The sequence below is a fragment of the Fundicoccus sp. Sow4_H7 genome, from assembly GCF_052115865.1.
Classification (GTDB): domain Bacteria; phylum Bacillota; class Bacilli; order Lactobacillales; family Aerococcaceae; genus Fundicoccus_A.
In genome coordinates, this window is the sequence record NZ_JBQKME010000004.1 from 18,109 (window position 1) to 38,990 (window position 20,882).

A 20,882-nucleotide genomic window follows, 5' to 3' on the forward strand; every position below is an offset into this window, starting at 1 on the left:
AAGAAGGAATATTAAATGCGTTTAGCTAAATATATTGATCACACTTTATTAAAGGCCGATGCGACTCAAGAAATGATTGAAAAACTATGTCAAGAAGCGATTGACTATGACTTTATGTCTGTTTGTGTGAATCCAGTTTGGGTTAAATATGCTAGTAAATTATTAGATGGAACTGATGTTAAAGTTTGTACTGTTATTGGTTTCCCTCTAGGAGCTAATGCGACAGAAACGAAAGTCTTTGAAACCAAACAAGCGATTGCTGACGGAGCACATGAAATTGATATGGTGATGAATATTGGAGCGGCTAAATCAGGTGACTGGGACCGAGTGAAACATGATATTCAAGCGGTAGTGGAAGTGACTGAAAGACCAGCCATTTTAAAAGTGATTTTAGAAACATCTTTACTAACTACGGATGAGATTGTGCATGCTTCAAAAATTTCAAAAGAAGCAGGCGCTGATTATGTTAAAACTTCAACTGGTTTTTCAACAGCTGGAGCTACCGTCGAAAATGTAAAATTAATGCGTGAAACGGTTGGAAATAACATGGGGGTTAAAGCCAGCGGTGGTATTTCTTCTTATGAAGATGCTCAAACAATGATTGAAGCTGGTGCCAGCCGCCTAGGGGCTTCCAAAGGTATCCAAATTGTTTCGCAAGCAAATGAAGCTAAATAGCAGTGATATTTATTAGAGGGATTAGACAGAAACTTTGTATTATGAGTGTTTTTAGCGTATAATAGGAATATTAAACATAAAGAAGGTGAAACTATGGCAAGAGGACAAGAATTATCCGCATCAGAAGTGTTGGACATTTGTAGAACGTATATGAATGATTCGAATGTGGCATTTGTCGAAAAAGCATTGAATTTTGCAACAAAAGCCCATGAAGATCAAAGGCGACTATCTGGTGAGCCTTATATAGTTCACCCAATCCAAGTCGCAGGTATTTTAGCTAAAATTCAATTAGACCCTGCAACGGTTGCGACGGGTTTTTTACATGATGTTGTTGAAGATACGGATTATACACTTGAAGATATCAAGCAAAACTTTTCTGAAACGGTCGCTTTTTTAGTCGATGGGGTAACGAAATTAGGGAAAGTGCGCTTCCAGAGTAAAGAAGAGGCTTTAGCGGAAAACCACCGTAAGATGTTATTGGCGATGGCGAAAGATATTCGAATTGTGATGGTGAAACTAGCTGACCGCTTGCATAATATGCAAACATTGAAGTTTCAAAAACCTGAAAAACAAATTGAAAAGTCTCAAGAAGCGATTGAAATTTATGCTCCCTTAGCTGACCGTATTGGTATGAACTTAATCAAGTGGGAATTAGAAGATATTGCTTTGCGGTATATTAATCCTACCGAGTACTATCGGATTGTAAAACTGATGGCTAGTAAGCGGGATGAACGTGAAAAATATATTCAAGAAGCCATCGTGGATATTAATGAGGCTGTTCAAGAGTTAGAAATTACGGCTGATGTTTATGGTCGACCGAAGCATATTTATTCAATTTACCGTAAAATGACGGATCAAAATAAGGATTTTAATCATATTTATGACTTGTTGGCAATTCGTGTCTTAGTGGATACTATCAAGGATTGTTATGCGGTTTTAGGAGCAATCCATACCAAATGGAAGCCGATGCCTGGCCGTTTTAAAGATTACATTGCGATGCCAAAGGCGAATATGTATCAGTCGATTCATACGACTGTTATTGGTCCTTATGGAAAGCCTGTTGAAATTCAAATTCGGACACATGATATGCATGAAGTAGCTGAATACGGGGTAGCGGCTCACTGGGCCTATAAAGAAGGTAAAACAGAAAAAAATGAACCTTCGGATAATATCCAAAAACAATTGGATTGGTTTAGAGATTTAGTTGAATTACAAGATGAAGCTCGTGATGCGAGTGAGTTTATGGACTTTGTTAAGGAAGATATTTTCAAAGACCAAGTTTACATCTTTTCACCTAAAGGCGATGTGTTTGAATTACCTAAAGGTAGTGGACCGATTGACTTTGCTTACCATGTCCATACGGAAATTGGTAACAAAATTATCGGGGCTAAGATTAACGGGAATATTGTTCCCTTAAACTATACCTTGAATAATGGAGACATTGTTGAAATACTGACGAACCCTAATTCAAATGGTCCTAGCCGTGACTGGTTGAAATTAACGCATACATCTAAAGCGCGTAATCGGATAAAACGTTATTTCAAACTGTTAGACCGCGACCGCAACAAAGATATTGGCATTCAAATGATGGAAAAAGAACTCAAGGAATTGGGTTACAGCACGAAAGATTTGACACGGAAAAATCGTGAAAAAGAACTCTTAGATCGTTTTAATTTCAACAATTTGGATGATTTATATGCAGCCATCGCACTCAATGAAATATCACCACAAACGATTATTAACTATTTAAATCTGCGCCAAAATAAGGTCACGGAACTTCCTAAACAAGCAAACACCAAGGAAAGTACCGCTCATACTAAACCTTTGCGCACAATTCACGAAAGTGGCGTAGTCGTTAACGGGATGGATAACCTGATGATTCGTCTGAGTCGCTGCTGTAATCCCGTTCCGGGCGATGATATTGTCGGTTATATTACACGTGGACGCGGGGTGTCCATTCACCGCAAAGATTGTCCTAACTTTATTAATGAACCCGAGTTGTTGAATCGTACCATCGATGTTGAATGGGAAAACACCGCAGAACTCGTTGACGACTACGAATCTGAAATCAGAATTATTGGTTTTGACCGCTCAGGTCTCATCAACGACGTCTTGCATGTTGTCAACCATACCGTTAAAAATTTACGTAATGTCAACGGAAAAGTCGACAAAGACAGCAACGCCACTGTCACCATCAAAGTGGCCCTAGCCAACACCTCGCAACTGAATGATCTCATGTTGAAATTACGCAACATTCCCGATGTCTATAACGTTGAGCGTGTCACATCCTAATAAATATCTCTGCCTTAAGCATTTTAAAATGAAAGTGAGTTTTTTATGCGTGTATTGATTCAAAAAAGTTTAGCAAGTTCAGTAAGTGTTGATGGAGAAATTATTGGTGTCATTAACAATGGTTTTGTCATTTTAGTCGGTGTCACACACTCAGACACCATGGAAGATGTGGATTACTGCGCACGTAAAATTAGCCAAATGCGTTTGTTTGAAGATGAAGAAGGAAAGATGAATCTGGATTTAAAGGCTGTTGGCGGACAAATTTTATCCATCAGCCAATTTACCTTGCAAGCTAATACCAAAAAAGGCAATCGTCCCAGTTTCATTGAAGCGGCTAAACCAGACTACGCCAACGAACTATACATGGCTTTAAATCAGCAACTGCGAGAATTAGGCTTTGTCGTTGAAACAGGTGAGTTTGGAGCGATGATGCAAGTCAATATCACCAACGATGGTCCCGTAACCATCATGCTCGATTCAAAAAATAAATAATGATGCCAAATGCTTTGAAGATTGGTCCTGTCAATCTCCAAAGCCTTTTTGATGTGTGGAATTGTGTTGGGAAGAATACAACTGAGGTGAAATGGTGTTGTCGGAGTCAAGAAAGGGGGGATGGAAATAGACAGTTGGAGGTGTTGGAATTGTCTATTTACTATGATCAGACGAACAGAAGCCGCCAAACCGTCTGTTCGTCCAGCAGTCAGACGAATCGGAGACCTTAAACCGTCTATTCACCTAGCGATCAGACGAAACGAGCACCTGAAATCGTCTAATCTCCTAGCGATCAGACGAAACGAGCACCTTAAACCGTTTAATCACCTAGCGATCAGACGAAACGAGCACCTGAAACCGTCTAATCACCTACCGATCAGACGAAAAGAAGCTCCCAAACCGTCTATTCGCCCATCGATCTGACACTTATAACCACAAAAACCGTCTGATCCCAACAATCAGACGGTTCCATCTCCCAACACCAAACACCCAACAAACTTTCAACTCTACTCAGCCACCGCATTAAAGTAGTTCGTTAAGCCTTCTACAATGGCTTCTGCCACTTCATGATAATAACTTTCAGAACGAATGGAAATCAGGTCATGAGGATTACTCATATACCCAAGCTCTAGCAACAAAGCTGGGCGCATATTTTCGCGGATGACATGATAGTTACCAAACATCGTATCATTATTGACCATATCCAATTTCGCTAATTCATTATTAATAGACTTGGCTAAGTTAAAGTCCGCTTCATGATAATAGTAAGTGGTCGTACCTGTCGAATCAGAATAATAAGAGTCATCATAATGCAAACTAATAAAGGCATCTGCATTTGAAGCATTACTTGCTTCAGCAATTTGATCTAAAGACAGGTATTCATCGGTGTTACGGGTCAAAATTACTTCAGCTCCAGCAGCTTCAAGATGCTCACGAATGACTTGTGCCGTTGCTAAAGTGGCATTTTTTTCGTAAGTCAACTCATCCTGGCTAATCGCACCAGGGTCTTCGCCACCATGACCAGGATCAATCATGATCACAGCATTTTCAATCGAACCAGGATTCGTTGAACCAATATGACCAACCGTGTCAGCTAAATAAGCGACTAAGCGGTCTTCAACATAGCCGCGAATACCATTTTGATCTTCTACAAACGCAAATTCATTGCCCAGCTCGTCTTCAACAATATCGACCACAGTAAATTTCTGCTGACGGTCAATCTCATAAATAATATCAGCGTAGGCAGATGGTGCATCGTACAAAGCTTGGTAGTCCGCTCGAATGACCGCAATATTTTCTAAAGCTTGACGTTCTGCTTCTAAACTCTCTTCATCAAGCAACTCCTCCTCCACTTCAGCAAGAGGGACCGCATCTTCACTAACGAGTCCAACTAAACGCGTCCTAAAGAATCCCACACCATCTGAAAGCGCGGCAGTTATCCAGCCGTTACTTTCATAATTAATCGGGACATACTGACCAGATTCAAGCTGGGTAATAATCGCTGAATCTTCATCCGGACTTTCATAGACAGGAGTATTGACTAGAATTTGGGCATAGATATTTTGATCAGACACGAGCTCGTCATTTTCTATTTGCCATTGTGGAAACCAACCATCATATGAACGATAACGGGCATGGTTCCAACCATTTTCGGTCGAAATAATCGAGACGGTATCACCTTCGGTTAATTCAATAACCGCCGTTGCGTTCGTTGCTGGATTCTCTCTTAAAATAATGCCATCGCGTTCAATCGTTAAAGTGGTATCACTTAACAAATTCGCAATCGCTAAAGACCCGATTAATAACACTAGAATGGTTAAGAAAGGGGGGAAATACTTCTTGGAAAAGATTTTCTTTACAATATTCATGAAATTTATCAACTCATCTCATTTTACTCTTTTAAGTAAATATCTCTGCTAACAAACTGTTAGGCATCAACAAAAAAATTATAACATAACTGAAAGTAAATGATAGAGCTTTTTCGTGCTATCGAACAATAATATTTCTTTTGATAATGAGAAAAGATTTAGAATCTACTTGACATTTGTTGATTTAATTTGTAAGCTAAATCTAATTTAATAGTTTTATCGATGAAGTAGCCAAGTAGTTGATTAACCAAAAGAGAGCTAACCAATAGGCTGAAAGTTAGCAACAATCAATGAAGACACTACGGAGAAGAATAATGTAAAGTTATTCCGCTAGTCACGTTCCGACATAAAGGTAGTTATTTATTTAACTACGAATTTTAGGTGGTACCACGTTATCAATTACGTCCTATGACATTTGTCATAGGCTTTTTTTATTATTGGAGGAATTATATGATACAGAAAATGAAAGGGACAGAAGATATTCTGCCTCAAAATATAGAAGCTTGGCATTTTATTGAAGATACAGCACGGGATGTATTTGAGAGTTATTTATTTAAAGAAATAAGAACGCCTTTCTTTGAATCCTTTGATTTATTCAAACGATCAGTGGGGGAGGACACCGATGTTGTCTCTAAAGAAATGTACGATTTTTACGACAAAGGCGACCGGCATTTAGCCTTAAGACCGGAAGGGACAGCGGGCATTGCGCGGGCATACATTGAAAACAAATTATTTGGACCAGAACATGCGCAACCTTTAAAAGTATATTACATGGGGCCAATGTTTAGATATGAGCGTCCACAAGCAGGGAGACAACGTCAGTTTAACCAAATTGGGATTGAGGTATTAGGCAGTATGAATCCAGCAACGGATGTTGAAGGAATAGCGTTGGCGTGGGATTATTTTATTGAATTAGGGATTGAAAAAATCAGTTTGCAAATCAATTCATTAGGTAAAACCCAAGACCGTAAAGCTTATTTGGATGCTTTAGTTGCTTACTTTGAACCTTTATCAGACCAGTTGAGTGAAGATTCTAAGAAACGGCTCAAGACTAATCCGCTTCGCATCATTGACAGCAAAGATCCAAAAGATCAAGACTTGGTGAAAGATGCGCCTGTTATTTTGGATTATTTAAGCCAAGAAAGTCAAGAACACTTTGAAGCGGTTAAGTCCTTACTAGAAGCTTTAAATATCCCCTTTGAAGTAAACCCCTATGTCGTACGTGGTTTAGACTATTATCAAGATACTATTTTCGAAATAATGGTCGATGATGATACGATTGGAGCACAATCGACGATTTGTGGTGGCGGTCGCTATGATGGCCTGATTGAACAATTGGGTGGACCAGCTACGCCAGGTTTCGGCTTTGGGATTGGGGTTGAGCGCTTATTGATTTTACTAGAAGACCAAAAAGTAGAGATTCCAGAAGCTGAACCGGTTGATGTGTTCGTTATGGGCCTAGGTGAAGCTAGTAATCAATTATCGCTGCAAGTGGTACAAGCAGCAAGGGCAGCAGGTTTTATTGCTGACAGAGATTATTTATTCCGCAGTATGAAATCGCAATTTAAAACAGCAGGTAAATTAAATAGCAAGCTGATTATTACGATTGGTGATAAAGAGGTTGAAGAAGGTGTCGCGCAAATAAAAAATCAAGAAGATGGTAAGCGTGCTACCGTTCCAATCGATGAATTATTAAATGATTTTGAAACATATTATCTTCAAATGACAGTCGACACGTCGGCCATTGACAAATACTTTAGAGGTGAATTTGAATGACACAAAGAACAGTATATGCTGGTAAAGTAAATAACGCCTTAGTTAACGAAAAAATTGTCTTAAAAGGTTGGGTACAAAAACGCCGTGACTTAGGTGGTGTGATATTTATTGATTTAAGAGACCGTGAAGGTTTTTGTCAGGTTGTTTTTAATGCAGAGAATTTGACGGTGGAAGAGATGCATCAAGCCGATCGTTTAAGAAATGAGTATGTGGTTGAAGTGTCTGGGACACTGCAACACCGTGCGCCGGAACAAATTAACCCGAAAATTCCGACAGGTGAATTTGAGCTGATGGCAGACCGTTTAACGGTTTTAGCTACGTCCAAAACACCACCAATTTATATTGAAGAAGATGTTGAAGTGGATGAAGAAGTTCGTTTACGTCACCGCTTTTTGGATTTACGTCGTCCGAATATGTTCAATAATTTACGTTTGCGTCATCAAGTGAGTCAATCCATTCGTCAATACTTAAATGACTTAGATTTTATTGATGTCGAAACACCTTATTTAACGCGTTCAACACCTGAAGGAGCACGCGATTATTTGGTGCCAACACGCCGTGAACCAGGTTCGTTTTATGCGCTACCGCAATCACCACAGATATTTAAACAATTATTAATGGGGGCAGGTTTAGACCGTTATTATCAAATTGTTAGATGTTTCCGTGACGAAGATTTACGGGGTGACCGCCAACCGGAATTTACCCAAGTGGATATTGAAACCAGCTTTTTAACACAGGCTGAAATCCAAGCTTTAACTGAGGAAATGTTGAAGAAAGTGGTCAAAGATACCTTGGCTATTGAATTGACCGATGCTTTCCCAACGATGACTTACGAAAAAGCGATGGCTGAATATGGTAGTGATAAACCTGATATACGTTTTGAAATGAAATTAGTTGACTTGTCTTCATTTGCGAGTCAATCGGAATTTGGTGTCTTTAAATCTGCCGTTGAAAAAGGTGGAATGGTTAAAGCAATTAACCTTAAAGGCTTAGCCGATTCTTATACCCGTAAAACAGCCGATGAATTAATTAACATCATTAAACCATATGGTGCTAAAGGTCTTGCTTGGTTAAAAATTACCGATGAAGGTTTTAATGGCCCGATTGCTAAATTCTTTAAGGAAGAGAACGACTATAAGGCAATCGTAGAACCGTTAAACGGTGAAGTTGGCGACATTATTTTCTTTGTTGCAGATTCGCAAGAAATCGTCGAAACTTCTTTAGGTGAACTTCGATTACATTTAGGTAAAAAACATCAACTATTTGATCCAGATGCACTGGCATTTTTATGGGTGACAGACTGGCCATTAGTTGAGTATGATGAAGAAGCAGGCCGTTATGTAGCCATGCACCATCCATTTACAGCGCCACGAAATATGGATGTCGAAGCATTGAAAAACCATCCAGCAGAAGCATTAGCACAGGCTTATGATATTGTCTTAAATGGTTATGAAATTGGTGGCGGTAGTTTAAGAATTTATACACGCGCCATGCAAGAGCAAATGTTTGAATTACTTGGCTTTACGCCCGCTCAAGCGGAAGAACAATTTGGTTTCTTACTCAGTGCCTTTGACTATGGATTCCCACCACATGGCGGTATTGCATTAGGTCTCGACCGATTAGTCATGTTACTGGCTAAAGAACCAAACATTCGCGAAGTCATTGCCTTTCCAAAAACAGGCCGTGGTGTTGACTTATTAATGAAAGCACCTGGTTTTGTTGATAACAGTCAATTACGCGAACTACATTTATCTGTAAAAGAAGACAAAAAAGCTTAGTAGAAAGGATGCGATCATTTTGTTTTTAGGATCACACGTTTCGCTTAGTGGAAAAGATATGCTATTAGGATCAGTAAAAGAAGCTGCTTCCTATGGAGCTAATATTTTCATGATTTACACGGGAGCCCCTCAAAATACACGACGAAAAGCCATTGATACCTTTAGAATTGAAGAAGCGAAAGCTCTTATGGCAGAAAATGGGATAGAATTTTTTACAGTCCATGCCCCTTATATTATTAACTTAGCCAATACCACTAAAGAAGGCTATTTTGATTTCGCTGTCGAATTTTTAAGAGATGAAATTAGTCGCGTGGAAGCACTCGGCGCAACCCAAGTTACCTTACATCCAGGTTCCCATGTTGGAGCAGGAGTAGAAGTGGGGATTCAACAAATTATCAAAGGATTAAATAGCGTCATTAACAAAGACCAAAATGTTCAAATCGCCTTGGAGACAATGGCCGGCAAGGGAACTGAGTTAGGACGAACCTTTGAAGAATTGGCTGAAATGATTAGTGGCGTGACCCATAATGAGAAACTATCGATTACATTTGATACTTGCCATACATATGATGCGGGTTATGATATTGTGACGGATTTTGATGAGGTATTAAACCAATTTGATAAAATCATTGGCCTAGACCGCTTGAAAGTCTTACACATTAATGACTCTAAAAACCCCTTCCATTCAAATAAAGATCGCCATGCCAACATTGGTGAAGGAAGTATTGGTTTTGACGTCTTAAATAAAATTATCCATCACCCACAACTCACAAGGATTCCAAAGATTTTAGAAACCCCTTGGGTAAAAATTAATGATAAAGATAAAGTAGCGCCTTACAAGCACGAAATTGACATGTTTAAAAAGCAAGTCTACAATCCGAATTTAATGGAAGATATTGTTGAAGGTAAAAAGTGATATTTATTAGATAAATAAACTAGCTTTTAAAGTCAGTGGAAATTGCTTTAAAAGCTGGTTTTTGTATGTTTTGCTTAAATAAAATAGGTGTCGCTAACTATAAGTTTATATTGATAGCGATAGGTCAGGTATGACAAGCAATTGGAGGTAATAGTTAGCGATAGGTCGGGTATGACAAACAATTGGAGGTAATAGTTAGCGAGAAACACCTATCTTTAATTGTTAATAACTAAAGATAATAGTAAAATAGACATGAAAGAGTTTTAAGGAGGAGTCATTAAATGGAACAAATCATCAAAGCAAAATATATCGTGTTAGAAAATGAAGTTTTAGAAGATCATTATTTAGTCATTGAAGATGGGAAATTTAAACAGACAACAGACCATATTCCAGAAAACAGCCAAGTCATTGATTATGGCGATGCCTATATTTCTGCCGGCTTAGTGGATACGCACATTCATGGCTATAAAAACGCAGATGTGATGGATGCAGACGCGGAAGCTATCCAAACAATTGCCAATGGTATTGTTGAAAATGGAGTTACTTCATGGTTGCCGACAACCTTAACAGCCAGTGTGGAACAATTGGATGCAGCTTGCCAGGTGATTGGTGAAAATGCGGATAAAATAACAGGCGCAAAAATCCAAGGTATTTTCTTAGAAGGACCATATTTTACTGAAAAATATAAAGGCGCCCAAAACAAAGATTATATGAGTGACCCTTCCATTGAACAATTACTAAAATGGCAAGAACTTGCGAACGGACTTGTTAAGAAAATCGCTATCGCCCCAGAACGCCAAGGTGTCAAAGAATTTATCAAAGTGGCTAAAGAAAATGGTATTTATGTGGCCTTAGGGCACAGTGATGCCACTTACCACCAAGCTGCTCTGGCCGTCCAAGATGGGGCCAATATTTTTGTCCACACTTTTAATGGGATGCGTGGAATACACCACCGCGAACCAGGTATGGTCGGAGCAGCCTTAAATCTAAAAGACGTCTATGCAGAAGTGATTGCCGACGGATTCCATGTTCATCCAGCTGCCATTGAACTCATCGTTAAATCAAGAGGTACCGACGAAACAGCCTTAGTTACCGACTGCATGCGTGCTGGTGGAATGCCAGATGGCCGTTCGACTTTAGGCGAATTTGAAGTCATGGTCCAAGACGGAATGGCACGCCTCGTTTCAGATGGCAACCTAGCCGGCTCCATCTTGAAAATGATTGACGGCGTGAAAAATATGGTGAACTGGGGAATCGTATCGCTTCCAGACGCCTTAAGAATGGCTTCTTTAAATCCAGCCAAATCAGTGGGAATCGATGATATTTGTGGGAAAATCGAAGCCGGCTATGCCGCCGACTTTATTGTTGTGACACCTAATGCAGAACTCGTTGTGACTTATATTGACGGCGAGATGAAGTATCAAAAAGATGAAAAACAAGCGAAATAACGACTTCGTTGCTCTAGATGTTGAAACCGCCAATGCGAATGCCCACAGCATTTGTTCCATAGGTATCGCAAAATTTTCCAACGACCAACTCATCGATCAATATTATCAACTCATTAACCCTGAAGAAACCTTTCGTCAAATAAATATCTCCATCCATGGCATTCGCCCAAGCGATGTTCAATCGCAGCCGACGTTTGATAGGATTAAAAACGACATGCTGCATTTTATTGATGATTTACCAGTGATTGCCCACAATGCGTCTTTTGATATGGGGGCCTTGAAGGCTGACTACATCCGCTATCAGTTGCCTTATGACAAAATTCAGTACATGTGTTCAGCCATCTTATCCCGCGCCTTAGTTAAATCCGTTCCCAATCACAAACTAAGCACCATGGCAGATTACTACCAAATTGAACTAAATCACCACCACGCCTTATCCGATGCCATAGCCTCAGGAGCCATACTTATTAACCTAATGGCAGACCTACAAGAAAGTGATCTATACAGCTTTTTAACCAAAGTCCAATACCCAAAATTTGGTGTATTAGGCGGCCAAGGGTTCAAAAAATCCAAATCTAAATAAATATCACTGCAAAAAGTTTGTTCGTTATGGAGACGAACAAACTTTTTTTATGATGTTGGTGAATTGGATGAAACTTAGGTTATGAATAGTTGGCGCAACAAACTCTCACGGGCGTATAACTTTAGAAGGCGGACTCCTTGGCATATAATTTCAGTTATATGCCAATAAATTCCTCATCAAGCCCCAAAAATCCACCAGCTTAATTGAAGTAAGCGGATACATCAGATATAATATATTTGAAATATAATATATAGAGGTGAAATAATGGTTTCTAAATTAACAGCATTTTTACAAGAGTCAATTCAAAACAAGAAAGATCAAGGCTTGTATAATGAAGTGGATATTTTATCAAGCGAAAATGGATTTATTATTGAAATCAATGGTCAAAAATTGATCAATTTAGCATCCAATAATTATTTAGGTTTAGCTACAGACGAAAAACTAAAAGCAGCAGCAACAGAAGCAATACAAAATTTTGGAGTAGGGTCAGGAGCAGTTCGTTCCATTAATGGGACACTGACATTACACCAACAATTAGAAGAAACCTTAGCACAATTTAAGGGAACCCAAGCTGCACTTGCATTTCAGTCAGGCTTTAATTGTAATATGGGAGTGATCAGTGCCGTTGTTAACAAAAATGATGTGATATTTTCAGATGCCCTTAATCATGCCTCCATCATCGATGGTTGTCGCTTATCTGGTGCAAAAATTATCCGTTATAACCATTCCGACATGGATGACTTTTATCAAAAAGTTAAAGCTGCTAAAGAAAGCAATCAATATAATAAAATGATGGTCATTACTGATGGTGTCTTTTCAATGGATGGCGATGTAGCCTTATTACCTGAAATCGTAAAAATAGCAAAAGAATTTGATTTAATTACTTATGTCGATGATGCGCACGGCTCAGGTGTGATGGGACAAGGGGCTGGAACAGTTAAACACTTTGGCCTTCAAGATAAAGTCGATATTCAAATGGGAACTTTATCTAAAGCAGTGGGGGTTGTCGGTGGTTACGTTGCCGGTACATCTTTATTAATCGATTGGTTAAAAGTTGCGGCTAGACCCTTCTTGTTTTCAACAGCCAGTACACCAGCAGATACGGCTGCAGCACTGGCAGCCATTGAAAAACTGAGTGACTCCAGTGAACTTCAAGCCCAACTATGGGAGAATGCGCGATATTTACAGGAGGGGTTAAAAGAATTAGGTTTTGAATTGTCCCCAACTGAAACTCCTATCACGCCAGTGATTATTGGCGACGAACAAATCGCCCAAAAATTCTCAAAACGTCTGATGGAAGAGGGCGTCTACGCCAAAGCCATTGTATTTCCAACAGTCCCACTCGGAACTGGTCGAATTCGCAACATGCCAACCGCGGCACATCAAAAAGATCAACTCGACCAAACCATCGCAAGCTATCATAAAATTGGTAAAGAATTAGGGATTTTATCTTAAGATACGAGGAGATCGTTTATGAAGAAAATACTAGTGACAGGCGCCCTTGGCCAAATCGGTTCAGAACTCGTCCATGCCCTTCGGAAAAAATATGGTGATGATAACGTCATTGCATCAGATATTCGACCGCTTGAAAATCATCCTATCAGCCAAGACGAAAATTTTGAAATCGTTGATGTGATGGACTACCACCGCTTTTTATATGTTGCCAAACGCCATGAAGTTGACACGATTATTCACCTTGCAGCCTTACTTTCAGCCGTAGCTGAAGCATTTCCTAAACGTGCATGGGAAATTAATATGACCGGACTCGTTCACGCCCTCGAAATTGCGCGTGAACTCAAACTACAATTTTTCACACCGTCATCCATCGGTGCGTTTGGTCCAACCACCCCTAAAATAAATACCCCACAAGTAACCATTCAAAGACCCAGTTCCATGTATGGCATTACAAAAGTCTCTGGCGAATTGCTTTGTGATTACTACTTTAATACCTTTGGCGTTGATACCCGTAGCATGCGGTTTCCAGGTCTCATTAGCCACGTTTCCTTACCCGGTGGGGGAACAACCGATTATGCCGTTGATATTTATTATGATGCTCTTAGAAAAGGGAGCTATGAGTGCTTTTTAAGTGAAGATACGTTTATGGACATGATGTATATGGATGATGCGATTGACGCCATTATTCAGCTAAATGAAGCCCAAGCTGAAAATTTACACCACCGAAACGCCTATAATGTGTCTTCCATGAGCATTAGCCCGCGCGTATTGGCCGAGGCGATCCAAAAGGAAATACCGGATTTTGAAATATCCTACCAAATTGATCCCATCCGCCAAAATATTGCTAATTCCTGGCCAGACCAAATTGACTGCCAAGCCGCAAAAGACGACTGGGGTTTTAGCCCCAAATACGATTTAACCGCCATGACAAAAGAAATGTTAACCCAACTCAGCAACAAACTGCTCATAAAACCCTAAATAAATATCACTGCTAACACCATGTTGGATTTGTGTTAATACAGCTGCTTGAATTGCTGGTGTTATATCAATCAAACAGCTGTATTTTAATGCAAAAAAGTGTATGTATTCAAAAAACTATTCTGGCAGAACAACGAGTATAAATTATTAGTCTCGTTTTCTCGACGAGTTAAGAAAGTTTAACTCGAAATCCAAACGAGTACCCAAAGTGTCCCTCGTTTTTTGAACGAGTACCCAAAGTGTGCCTCGTTTTATTAACGAGTACTCAAAGTGTGCCCCGTTTTTTGAACGAGTACCTAAAGTGTCCCTCGTTTTATTAACGAGTACTCAAAGTGTGCCTCGTTTTTTGAACGAGTACCCAAAGTGTGCCTCGTTTTTTGAACGAGTACCCAAAGTGTGCCTCGTTTTTTTAACGAGTACCTAAAGTGTCCCTCGTTTTATTAACGAGTACCCAAAGTGTGCCTCGTATTTTTAACGAGTACCCAAAGTGTCCCTCATTTTATTAACGAGTACCTAAAGTGTGCCTCGTTTTTCCGACGAGTTTAAATTATTAGCCTCGTAACCACAACATTAACAGTTTGCAAATTAAAAATAGACCAATATTCAACTGCAACATGTTGAATATTGGTCCACTTATTTTGCTGCTAATGATACAAACAATTTGGAAAAAGGCTGAACCAGTCTTGGCTACATAGCAGAACAAACGTCAGTAATCCATACTACTTATAACCGAAATCAACCAGCCATAAAAGCCGTATTGCCCGACAAATTGGATTGTGATAATATTAATATAATTAGCCTCGGAGGTGTGACATGAGTAGTTTTGAAATAATCTTTCCTATAAATAATGAGTTCTCCATAGATGTTACGAGTCCAGATTTATACAATTATGATTTTGCGTCTCATGCATTAGTACCACTGCAAAAAGCTGCAGGAAACATATTAACAGATAATATAAAATAATTTCCAATATTTCTCAAATGAACTTAATCAAGGAATTATTAAAAGATGACAAAACTGAATATGTTGCAAGATTAACAGATGAAACCAAAGAAAAACTTAATTCCGGGGAATGGTCGCTAGGGATTCGAAAAGAAACAGACGAAACCTATGCGGTCATTAAAGATACAGTTACTGGTAAAAATTTGAGTATGGTTACACTAGACGAGAAAGTAGTAGATAAGATAGGTAATTTACCGGAACTTTCAGCCATTCAAAATCAACTAGCAGATATTTCAAAACAAATTGAAAGTCTCAATCAACTTGTAGAAAGAGTCGAGCAAGGGCAATACAATGATCGATATGCAGGATTCTTTAGTGCTCGACAAATGGTCGTTGAAGCATTAGCATCTACTAATGAAGACCTTAAAAAAAGTTTGTTGACCGCAGCAATCCAATCCAATAATGAAACTATCGCCAAACTGATGCTGGCAATATATGTTGATGCAAAGGCATTTATTGATACAAAAACAAAACCAAAAGAGGCCAAACGAATTGATAACTTACTTCACAGTTCAATCGGTTACCTGAATGCTTCTGTACAATTAAATATCATTGCATATACTACTTTAGGCGAGCAACAATCATTAATCGCTACATTATCAAACTATCAAGCATTTATTAATCAGACGCTACTAAAGGAAATTGGTGAAGAAAACAGAACAATTGCTTGGAAAATTGACAATGCCCAACATGGAGTTGATGGCAAATTTACCGAAATATCAACTGGTCTGACTGATAATATTTTAGTGCTAATTGATGATGTAAAAAATAATAGAATTGGAGCGTTAGATTATGGAAAAAACGAAACCAAAAGTTTGCAAAATGCCCAAATGTCAGAAAGAGACATACAGTAAACGATCACTTTTTTGTGGAGAACATGAAAGACAATTTAAGCATTTTCTGGCCAATACAGGAAAAATGGCAGTTGTTCCTTTAGTTGCAGCTGCAAAATTCGTCCTTGAAAACCAAACAGAAGATAAAAATAATAAGTCATAAAATTTTGGTTTCCCATATAATATCAACACAAAGAACCTTCCTCACTAACTTTGCATGAGGGAGGTTTTATAGCTATATGAAAATCACCGACTGATCGCTTTTCTTTTGTTAAACAATTGATTTTCAATTGTAGCACAACTTGCCCCTAAAACGGAATCGTTTTTAAATAAATACTCACATCCAATAAACCCATTTTTTACCAAGTCAAAAAACCCTCTATAAATCAATGATTATAGAGGGAGTGATATTTATTCAAAATCAAAAATGACTTTTGGTTTGCGGGCGGCGAGTGTTTCGTCTAAACGCCGGACAGATGTTTCATGGGGCGCGGATGTTACCAATTCAGGATTCGTTTCAATGGTTTGAGCAATTTCAATCATGGCATCGCAGAAAGCATCTAAGGTTTCTTTTGATTCCGTTTCGGTCGGTTCGATCATCAAGCTTTCTTCAACAATTAAGGGGAAGTAGACCGTTGGTGCGTAGAAACCGTAGTCCAACAGACGTTTGGCTATGTCGCGGGTGCTAGCTCCTAACTTTTTCTGTCGCTTGCCACTCAAGACAAATTCGTGTTTACAAATTTGTGGGTAAGGAGTATCGAAATGGTCTTCAAGGCGTGCTTTCATATAATTCGCATTTAAAACTGCATCTTCAGATACTTGTTTCAAGCCTTTAGGTCCCATCGTCCGGATGTATGCATAAGCTCGGACATTGACACCAAAGTTGCCATAATAACCTTTTACGCGTCCGATACTTTCAGGGTAATCTTTTGAGAGAATATATTGATCGCCAGCTTTTTCAACTTGTGGGACTGGTAAGTAAGGCGCTAGGAAATCTTTCACACCCACAGGACCTGAACCTGGTCCACCCCCACCGTGAGGGGTACTAAAGGTTTTATGTAAGTTTAAATGTACAGCATCAAATTCCATTAAACCAGGTGTGACTTTACTTAAGATAGCATTAGAGTTTGCGCCGTCATAGTACAATAAACCACCTGCATCATGGACGATTTGAGAAATTTCTAAAATATCATTCTCGAATAAACCGAGTGTATTAGGATTGGTTAACATCAAGCCAGCGGTGTCTGGACCAACGGCCTCACGTAGAGCATCGACACTGATGGTGCCATTTTCATTCGATTTGATTTCAACGATATCAAAACCACAAATAGCAGCTGTAGCAGGGTTGGTTCCATGTGCAGAGTCTGGAATTAACATCTTTTTACGTTCATCACCTTGACCATTGGCTTCATGGTGAGCTTTAAAAATCAATAAGGCAGTCCATTCGCCTTGAGCACCAGCTGCTGATTGTAAAGATACTGCATCCATACCAGTTATTTCTTTTAAATATTCCTGCAATTCAAACATCAACTTTAAAGCTCCTTGGGCAGTTTCAGCTGGTTGTAGCGGATGAATCGCTGAGAAACCTTCCAAACGGGCAATATCTTCATTTATCTTTGGATTATACTTCATCGTACAAGAGCCAAGGGGATAGAAGCCAGTTTCTAAACCAAAGTTTCGATTAGCAAGAGCAGTATAATGCCGCATTAAATCCAATTCAGACACTTCAGGTAATCTAGCTGCTTCTTGGCGTTTTAGATGGGGCGCCAGTTCTTCAGCCAAATCATATGTTGGCACTCCAAAATCAGCTAGACTATAAGCTTTTCGACCTGATTTCGACCGTTCAAAAATCAAAGGAATCGTTTGCTCACTCATTGATTAGCCTCCTTTAACAACGAAACAAATTGATCAATTTCTTCTTTGCTTCTTTTTTCAGTAGCACATAAAAGTAGGGCAGGCTCATCAAAGTATGTGCTAACATCAAAGCCACTCATAAAACCATTGTCAAACATAAATTGATTGACTTGATCGACCGGTTGCTTGAGCTTCAAAATAAATTCATGGAAGAAAGGGGCGTCTCCAATACGTTCAAAGCCATTAACTTCTAACTGTTGATGTAAATAATGAGCAGCGTTAATATTTTTTTGTGCCATTTCTTGCATACCTACTTTACCTAAAGCAGACATGAAAACAGATGAAGCTAAAGCAAATAAAGCTTGGTTGGAACTCATATTACTGGTCGCTTTTTCGCGGCGAATATGCTGTTCGCGTGTCTGCAGAGTCATAACAAAACCACGCTTTCCTTCAGCATCCACCGTTTCACCTACGATACGACTAGGCATTTTCCGCATATATTGCTTAGTAGTCGCAAAATAGCCACAGTGCGGTCCACCAAATGACATTGGAATCCCTAAAGGTTGCGTATCTCCGACAACAATATCCGCACCTAATTTGCCAGGAGCTTCCAAGACAGCTAAAGCTAGCGGATTTGCTACGACAATTAATAAAGATTTTGTGTCAACTAGTAAATCTTTTACAGCTTGCAAATCTTCAATCGAACCAAAGAAATTTGGGTATTGAACGACGACCGCAGCTGTTTCATCATCAATTAACCCCTTTAAAGCTTCCAAATCGGTAACTGTACCGCTTAATGGACTAACTGCGACATCATACTCCATCCCATAAGCATAGGTTTTAACGACATCCACCCCTTGTTGGTGGACTCCAGCAGACAAAATTACTTTAGATTTTCTCGTGACACCAACGGCTAAATTACAAGCTTCACCAAGTGAAGTAAAGCCATCGTATAAACTCGAATTCGCTGCATCCATGCCTGTTAACTCACAAATCATCGATTGAAACTCAAACAAAGCCTGTAATTCACCTTGACTAGCTTCAGCTTGATAGGGCACATAAGCCGTCATAAACTCTGATTTTAAAATTACATGATTCACAACTGATGGAATAAAATGATCATACGTTCCAGCTCCTAAAAAATACGGCATTTGATTGGCAGTCGTATTTTGAGCAGCTAATTGCTTCATCAGTTCCATTAAGCGATGTTCATCGAGTGAAGCAGGGATATTTAATTCGTCCTTCGTGCGGACCGAAGCAGGGATATCCGAAAATAACTCTTCAATACTATCAACTCCAATGACCTTCAGCATCTCTGCGCGGTCTTCAGCCGTGATAGGTAAATAACGATGCGAAAATGACATTTACAACCCTCCTCAATAAATATCTGATATTTAACTCTTAGTCTTCTGCAGTGAAAACTTCATAAGCTTGTAAGTCCATTAATGCGCTTGTATCAGCCGCATCATCAAGTGTGACTTCGATTAGCCAACCTTTTTCATATGGATCTTCATTCAATAATTCAGGTTCATCCACAAGACTTTCGTTAATCGCCGTAACCGTTCCAGGAAAAGGTGTATAAATTCCAGATGTTGATTTAACAGACTCCACAATAGCAAATTCATCATCAAAACGATAAGTTGATTCTAATTCAGGTAACTCAACGTAAACAATATCCCCCAGTGAATCGACGGCAAATTGTGTAATGCCTATCCGCACTTTATTGTCTTCAAGTAGGTCTACCCATTCATGTTCCTCTGTATAAAATAATTTTTGAATATCTACCATCTTAAATCCTCCTATTATTTATTTATTTGATTTTTGTTGGTGATTTTTGCTTCTACTTTTTTGTTACGAATGATTAAATTAAGAGTATCGAGATCTGCTTTTGCTTTATCAATATAGGCCATTCCTATCGCATGGTCTTGCGTTGGCACCATCGTTCCAGAAGTCACAATTCCTATTGGATTCCCCTCTAAATCTTCTATTGGCGTTCCTTCACGGGCAATCCCACGCCCAGTCAATTGAAAACCAATGAGTTGCTTTTGAAGACCAACGTCTTTTGCTTTGACTAAAGCGTCTCGTCCAATAAATACCACTGCCTTTTTCAATTTAATAGCGAAACCAAGGCCAGCTTCTAATGGATTGTGTGCTTCAGAAAGTTCATTGCCGTATAAAACTAAACCTGCTTCAAGCCGTAAAGTATCGCGTGCCCCTAAGCCACAGGGGATTAAGCCATATGCTGCACCTTTTTCTAAAAGTAGTGTAAATAAGGCTTCGGCTTTGTCCCAAGCTAAATAAATTTCAAAACCATCTTCGCCTGTGTAACCTGTTCGTGAAATAATTGTCGTTGGAATTGAGTTTATCTCTTGGTCCGTTACAAAATAAAATGATTTTAAAGTGGACAACTCAAACGACAGCAATGATTGCAAAATAGCTTCCGCATTTTTACCTTGCAAAGCGATTAAAGCTATTTGATTTGAAATATCTTCAATCCTTACATCGGAATCTACTTGATGTTGTTCTAACCAATTTAAAATCTTATCTGTATTCGATGCATTAGGTGTTAACATAAATGAAGAGTCTGAAAGCTTATAAATAATTAAATCATCTAAAACAAAACCTTCATCATTTAAGATCAGATTATATTGGGCTTGGTTAACATTTAGTTTTTCTAAATCATTACTGACGAGTCTATTTAACCAATCCAGTGCATCATTTCCACTAACTAATATTTCACCCATATGTGACGTTTCAAATAAACCAGCTTTTTCTCTAACAGCTAAATGTTCATCTTGAATTTTACTGAATTGGATGGGTAAAGCCCATCCATTAAAGTCCACTAGCTTGATGCCTTGACCTTTGTAATAATCATAGAGTGGTGTTTGTTTTAATGTCTCTGTCATCGAATTCCTCCTTTTAAATGTCAATA

17 protein-coding genes and 1 other annotated feature are annotated in these 20,882 nt (G+C 39.0%); of the genes, 12 read left to right on the forward strand and 5 right to left on the reverse strand.

Features of this window, described 5'->3' with window-relative positions; all coding sequences use genetic code 11:
* Nucleotides 1-15 precede the first annotated feature (15 nt).
* The 3 genes from deoC (at nucleotide 16) to dtd (ending at nucleotide 3,459) form a co-directional block, all read left to right on the forward strand.
* On the forward strand, nucleotides 16-675 hold the full coding sequence (deoC, locus tag ACTQ54_RS05295; protein WP_441755098.1) for a deoxyribose-phosphate aldolase: 660 nt from the start codon (nucleotides 16-18) through the stop codon (nucleotides 673-675).
* 93 nt (nucleotides 676-768) lie between these two features.
* Entirely contained in the window at nucleotides 769-2,967 is a 2,199-nt protein-coding gene (locus tag ACTQ54_RS05300; protein ID WP_441755099.1) for a RelA/SpoT family protein, read from the forward strand.
* 45 nt (nucleotides 2,968-3,012) lie between these two features.
* Nucleotides 3,013-3,459: a D-aminoacyl-tRNA deacylase gene (dtd, locus tag ACTQ54_RS05305; protein ID WP_441755100.1), complete on the forward strand. Its 447-nt coding sequence runs from the start codon at nucleotides 3,013-3,015 to the stop codon at nucleotides 3,457-3,459.
* A gap of 506 nt (nucleotides 3,460-3,965) precedes the next feature.
* Here dtd and ACTQ54_RS05310 read toward each other — a convergent pair.
* Nucleotides 3,966-5,327, reverse strand: coding sequence for an N-acetylmuramoyl-L-alanine amidase (locus tag ACTQ54_RS05310; protein ID WP_441755101.1), 1,362 nt, complete (start codon nucleotides 5,325-5,327; stop codon nucleotides 3,966-3,968).
* Between the two features lie 213 nt (nucleotides 5,328-5,540).
* Nucleotides 5,541-5,739: a binding site (T-box leader), on the forward strand.
* A gap of 38 nt (nucleotides 5,740-5,777) precedes the next feature.
* Between ACTQ54_RS05310 and hisS the strand changes: the two genes are divergently transcribed.
* The 9 genes from hisS (at nucleotide 5,778) to ACTQ54_RS05355 (ending at nucleotide 16,117) form a co-directional block, all read left to right on the forward strand.
* The gene (gene hisS / locus ACTQ54_RS05315) at nucleotides 5,778-7,103 is read left to right on the forward strand and encodes a histidine--tRNA ligase (protein WP_441755102.1); all 1,326 of its coding nucleotides are present in this window, start codon (nucleotides 5,778-5,780) and stop codon (nucleotides 7,101-7,103) included.
* The gene (gene aspS, locus ACTQ54_RS05320) at nucleotides 7,100-8,881 is read left to right on the forward strand and encodes an aspartate--tRNA ligase (protein WP_441755103.1); all 1,782 of its coding nucleotides are present in this window, start codon (nucleotides 7,100-7,102) and stop codon (nucleotides 8,879-8,881) included. Before hisS ends, aspS begins: the two co-directional genes overlap by 4 nt.
* Before the next feature lie 16 nt (nucleotides 8,882-8,897).
* Nucleotides 8,898-9,797 (forward strand): deoxyribonuclease IV, encoded by a 900-nt coding sequence (locus ACTQ54_RS05325; RefSeq protein WP_441755255.1) that lies wholly within the window; start codon nucleotides 8,898-8,900, stop codon nucleotides 9,795-9,797.
* A gap of 281 nt (nucleotides 9,798-10,078) precedes the next feature.
* On the forward strand, nucleotides 10,079-11,245 hold the full coding sequence (nagA, locus tag ACTQ54_RS05330; protein ID WP_441755104.1) for an N-acetylglucosamine-6-phosphate deacetylase: 1,167 nt from the start codon (nucleotides 10,079-10,081) through the stop codon (nucleotides 11,243-11,245).
* Nucleotides 11,226-11,828 (forward strand): 3'-5' exonuclease, encoded by a 603-nt coding sequence (locus ACTQ54_RS05335; protein ID WP_441755105.1) that lies wholly within the window; start codon nucleotides 11,226-11,228, stop codon nucleotides 11,826-11,828. The genes nagA and ACTQ54_RS05335 overlap by 20 nt, the downstream gene beginning before the upstream one ends.
* Before the next feature lie 264 nt (nucleotides 11,829-12,092).
* A complete protein-coding gene (locus ACTQ54_RS05340; protein ID WP_441755106.1) occupies nucleotides 12,093-13,283 on the forward strand; it encodes a glycine C-acetyltransferase in 1,191 nt (396 codons plus the stop codon).
* Between the two features lie 18 nt (nucleotides 13,284-13,301).
* Nucleotides 13,302-14,261, forward strand: a complete 960-nt coding sequence (locus ACTQ54_RS05345) for an NAD-dependent epimerase/dehydratase family protein (RefSeq protein WP_441755107.1) — start codon at nucleotides 13,302-13,304, stop codon at nucleotides 14,259-14,261.
* An 813-nt stretch (nucleotides 14,262-15,074) separates the two neighbouring features.
* Nucleotides 15,075-15,224 (forward strand): hypothetical protein, encoded by a 150-nt coding sequence (locus tag ACTQ54_RS05350; RefSeq protein WP_441755108.1) that lies wholly within the window; start codon nucleotides 15,075-15,077, stop codon nucleotides 15,222-15,224.
* 17 nt (nucleotides 15,225-15,241) lie between these two features.
* On the forward strand, nucleotides 15,242-16,117 hold the full coding sequence (locus ACTQ54_RS05355; RefSeq protein ID WP_441755109.1) for a hypothetical protein: 876 nt from the start codon (nucleotides 15,242-15,244) through the stop codon (nucleotides 16,115-16,117).
* Between the two features lie 390 nt (nucleotides 16,118-16,507).
* Here ACTQ54_RS05355 and gcvPB read toward each other — a convergent pair whose 3' ends face one another.
* The 4 genes from gcvPB to gcvT are packed head-to-tail and all read right to left on the reverse strand — an operon-like array spanning nucleotide 16,508 to nucleotide 20,856.
* Entirely contained in the window at nucleotides 16,508-17,971 is a 1,464-nt protein-coding gene (gene gcvPB / locus ACTQ54_RS05360) for an aminomethyl-transferring glycine dehydrogenase subunit GcvPB (protein ID WP_441755110.1), read from the reverse strand.
* Nucleotides 17,968-19,314, reverse strand: coding sequence for an aminomethyl-transferring glycine dehydrogenase subunit GcvPA (gcvPA, locus tag ACTQ54_RS05365; RefSeq protein ID WP_441755111.1), 1,347 nt, complete (start codon nucleotides 19,312-19,314; stop codon nucleotides 17,968-17,970). Before gcvPA ends, gcvPB begins: the two co-directional genes overlap by 4 nt.
* A 37-nt stretch (nucleotides 19,315-19,351) precedes the next feature.
* Nucleotides 19,352-19,738 (reverse strand): glycine cleavage system protein GcvH, encoded by a 387-nt coding sequence (gcvH, locus tag ACTQ54_RS05370; protein WP_441755112.1) that lies wholly within the window; start codon nucleotides 19,736-19,738, stop codon nucleotides 19,352-19,354.
* Nucleotides 19,739-19,752: 14 nt separating this feature from the next.
* Nucleotides 19,753-20,856 (reverse strand): glycine cleavage system aminomethyltransferase GcvT, encoded by a 1,104-nt coding sequence (gene gcvT / locus ACTQ54_RS05375; RefSeq protein WP_441755113.1) that lies wholly within the window; start codon nucleotides 20,854-20,856, stop codon nucleotides 19,753-19,755.
* Nucleotides 20,857-20,882 lie beyond the last annotated feature (26 nt).

Excerpts from the sequence above, each read along its gene's own strand:
- deoC (WP_441755098.1), top strand. The coding sequence starts at position 16 with ATGCGTTTAGCTAAATATATTGATCACACTTTATTAAAGGCCGATGCG.
- ACTQ54_RS05300 (WP_441755099.1), top strand. The coding sequence starts at position 769 with ATGGCAAGAGGACAAGAATTATCCGCATCAGAAGTGTTGGACATTTGT.
- dtd (WP_441755100.1), top strand. The coding sequence starts at position 3,013 with ATGCGTGTATTGATTCAAAAAAGTTTAGCAAGTTCAGTAAGTGTTGAT.
- ACTQ54_RS05310 (WP_441755101.1), bottom strand. The coding sequence starts at position 5,327 with ATGAATATTGTAAAGAAAATCTTTTCCAAGAAGTATTTCCCCCCTTTC.
- hisS (WP_441755102.1), top strand. The coding sequence starts at position 5,778 with ATGATACAGAAAATGAAAGGGACAGAAGATATTCTGCCTCAAAATATA.
- aspS (WP_441755103.1), top strand. The coding sequence starts at position 7,100 with ATGACACAAAGAACAGTATATGCTGGTAAAGTAAATAACGCCTTAGTT.
- nagA (WP_441755104.1), top strand. The coding sequence starts at position 10,079 with ATGGAACAAATCATCAAAGCAAAATATATCGTGTTAGAAAATGAAGTT.
- ACTQ54_RS05335 (WP_441755105.1), top strand. The coding sequence starts at position 11,226 with ATGAAAAACAAGCGAAATAACGACTTCGTTGCTCTAGATGTTGAAACC.
- ACTQ54_RS05340 (WP_441755106.1), top strand. The coding sequence starts at position 12,093 with ATGGTTTCTAAATTAACAGCATTTTTACAAGAGTCAATTCAAAACAAG.
- ACTQ54_RS05345 (WP_441755107.1), top strand. The coding sequence starts at position 13,302 with ATGAAGAAAATACTAGTGACAGGCGCCCTTGGCCAAATCGGTTCAGAA.
- ACTQ54_RS05350 (WP_441755108.1), top strand. The coding sequence starts at position 15,075 with ATGAGTAGTTTTGAAATAATCTTTCCTATAAATAATGAGTTCTCCATA.
- ACTQ54_RS05355 (WP_441755109.1), top strand. The coding sequence starts at position 15,242 with ATGAACTTAATCAAGGAATTATTAAAAGATGACAAAACTGAATATGTT.
- gcvPB (WP_441755110.1), bottom strand. The coding sequence starts at position 17,971 with ATGAGTGAGCAAACGATTCCTTTGATTTTTGAACGGTCGAAATCAGGT.
- gcvPA (WP_441755111.1), bottom strand. The coding sequence starts at position 19,314 with ATGTCATTTTCGCATCGTTATTTACCTATCACGGCTGAAGACCGCGCA.
- gcvH (WP_441755112.1), bottom strand. The coding sequence starts at position 19,738 with ATGGTAGATATTCAAAAATTATTTTATACAGAGGAACATGAATGGGTA.
- gcvT (WP_441755113.1), bottom strand. The coding sequence starts at position 20,856 with ATGACAGAGACATTAAAACAAACACCACTCTATGATTATTACAAAGGT.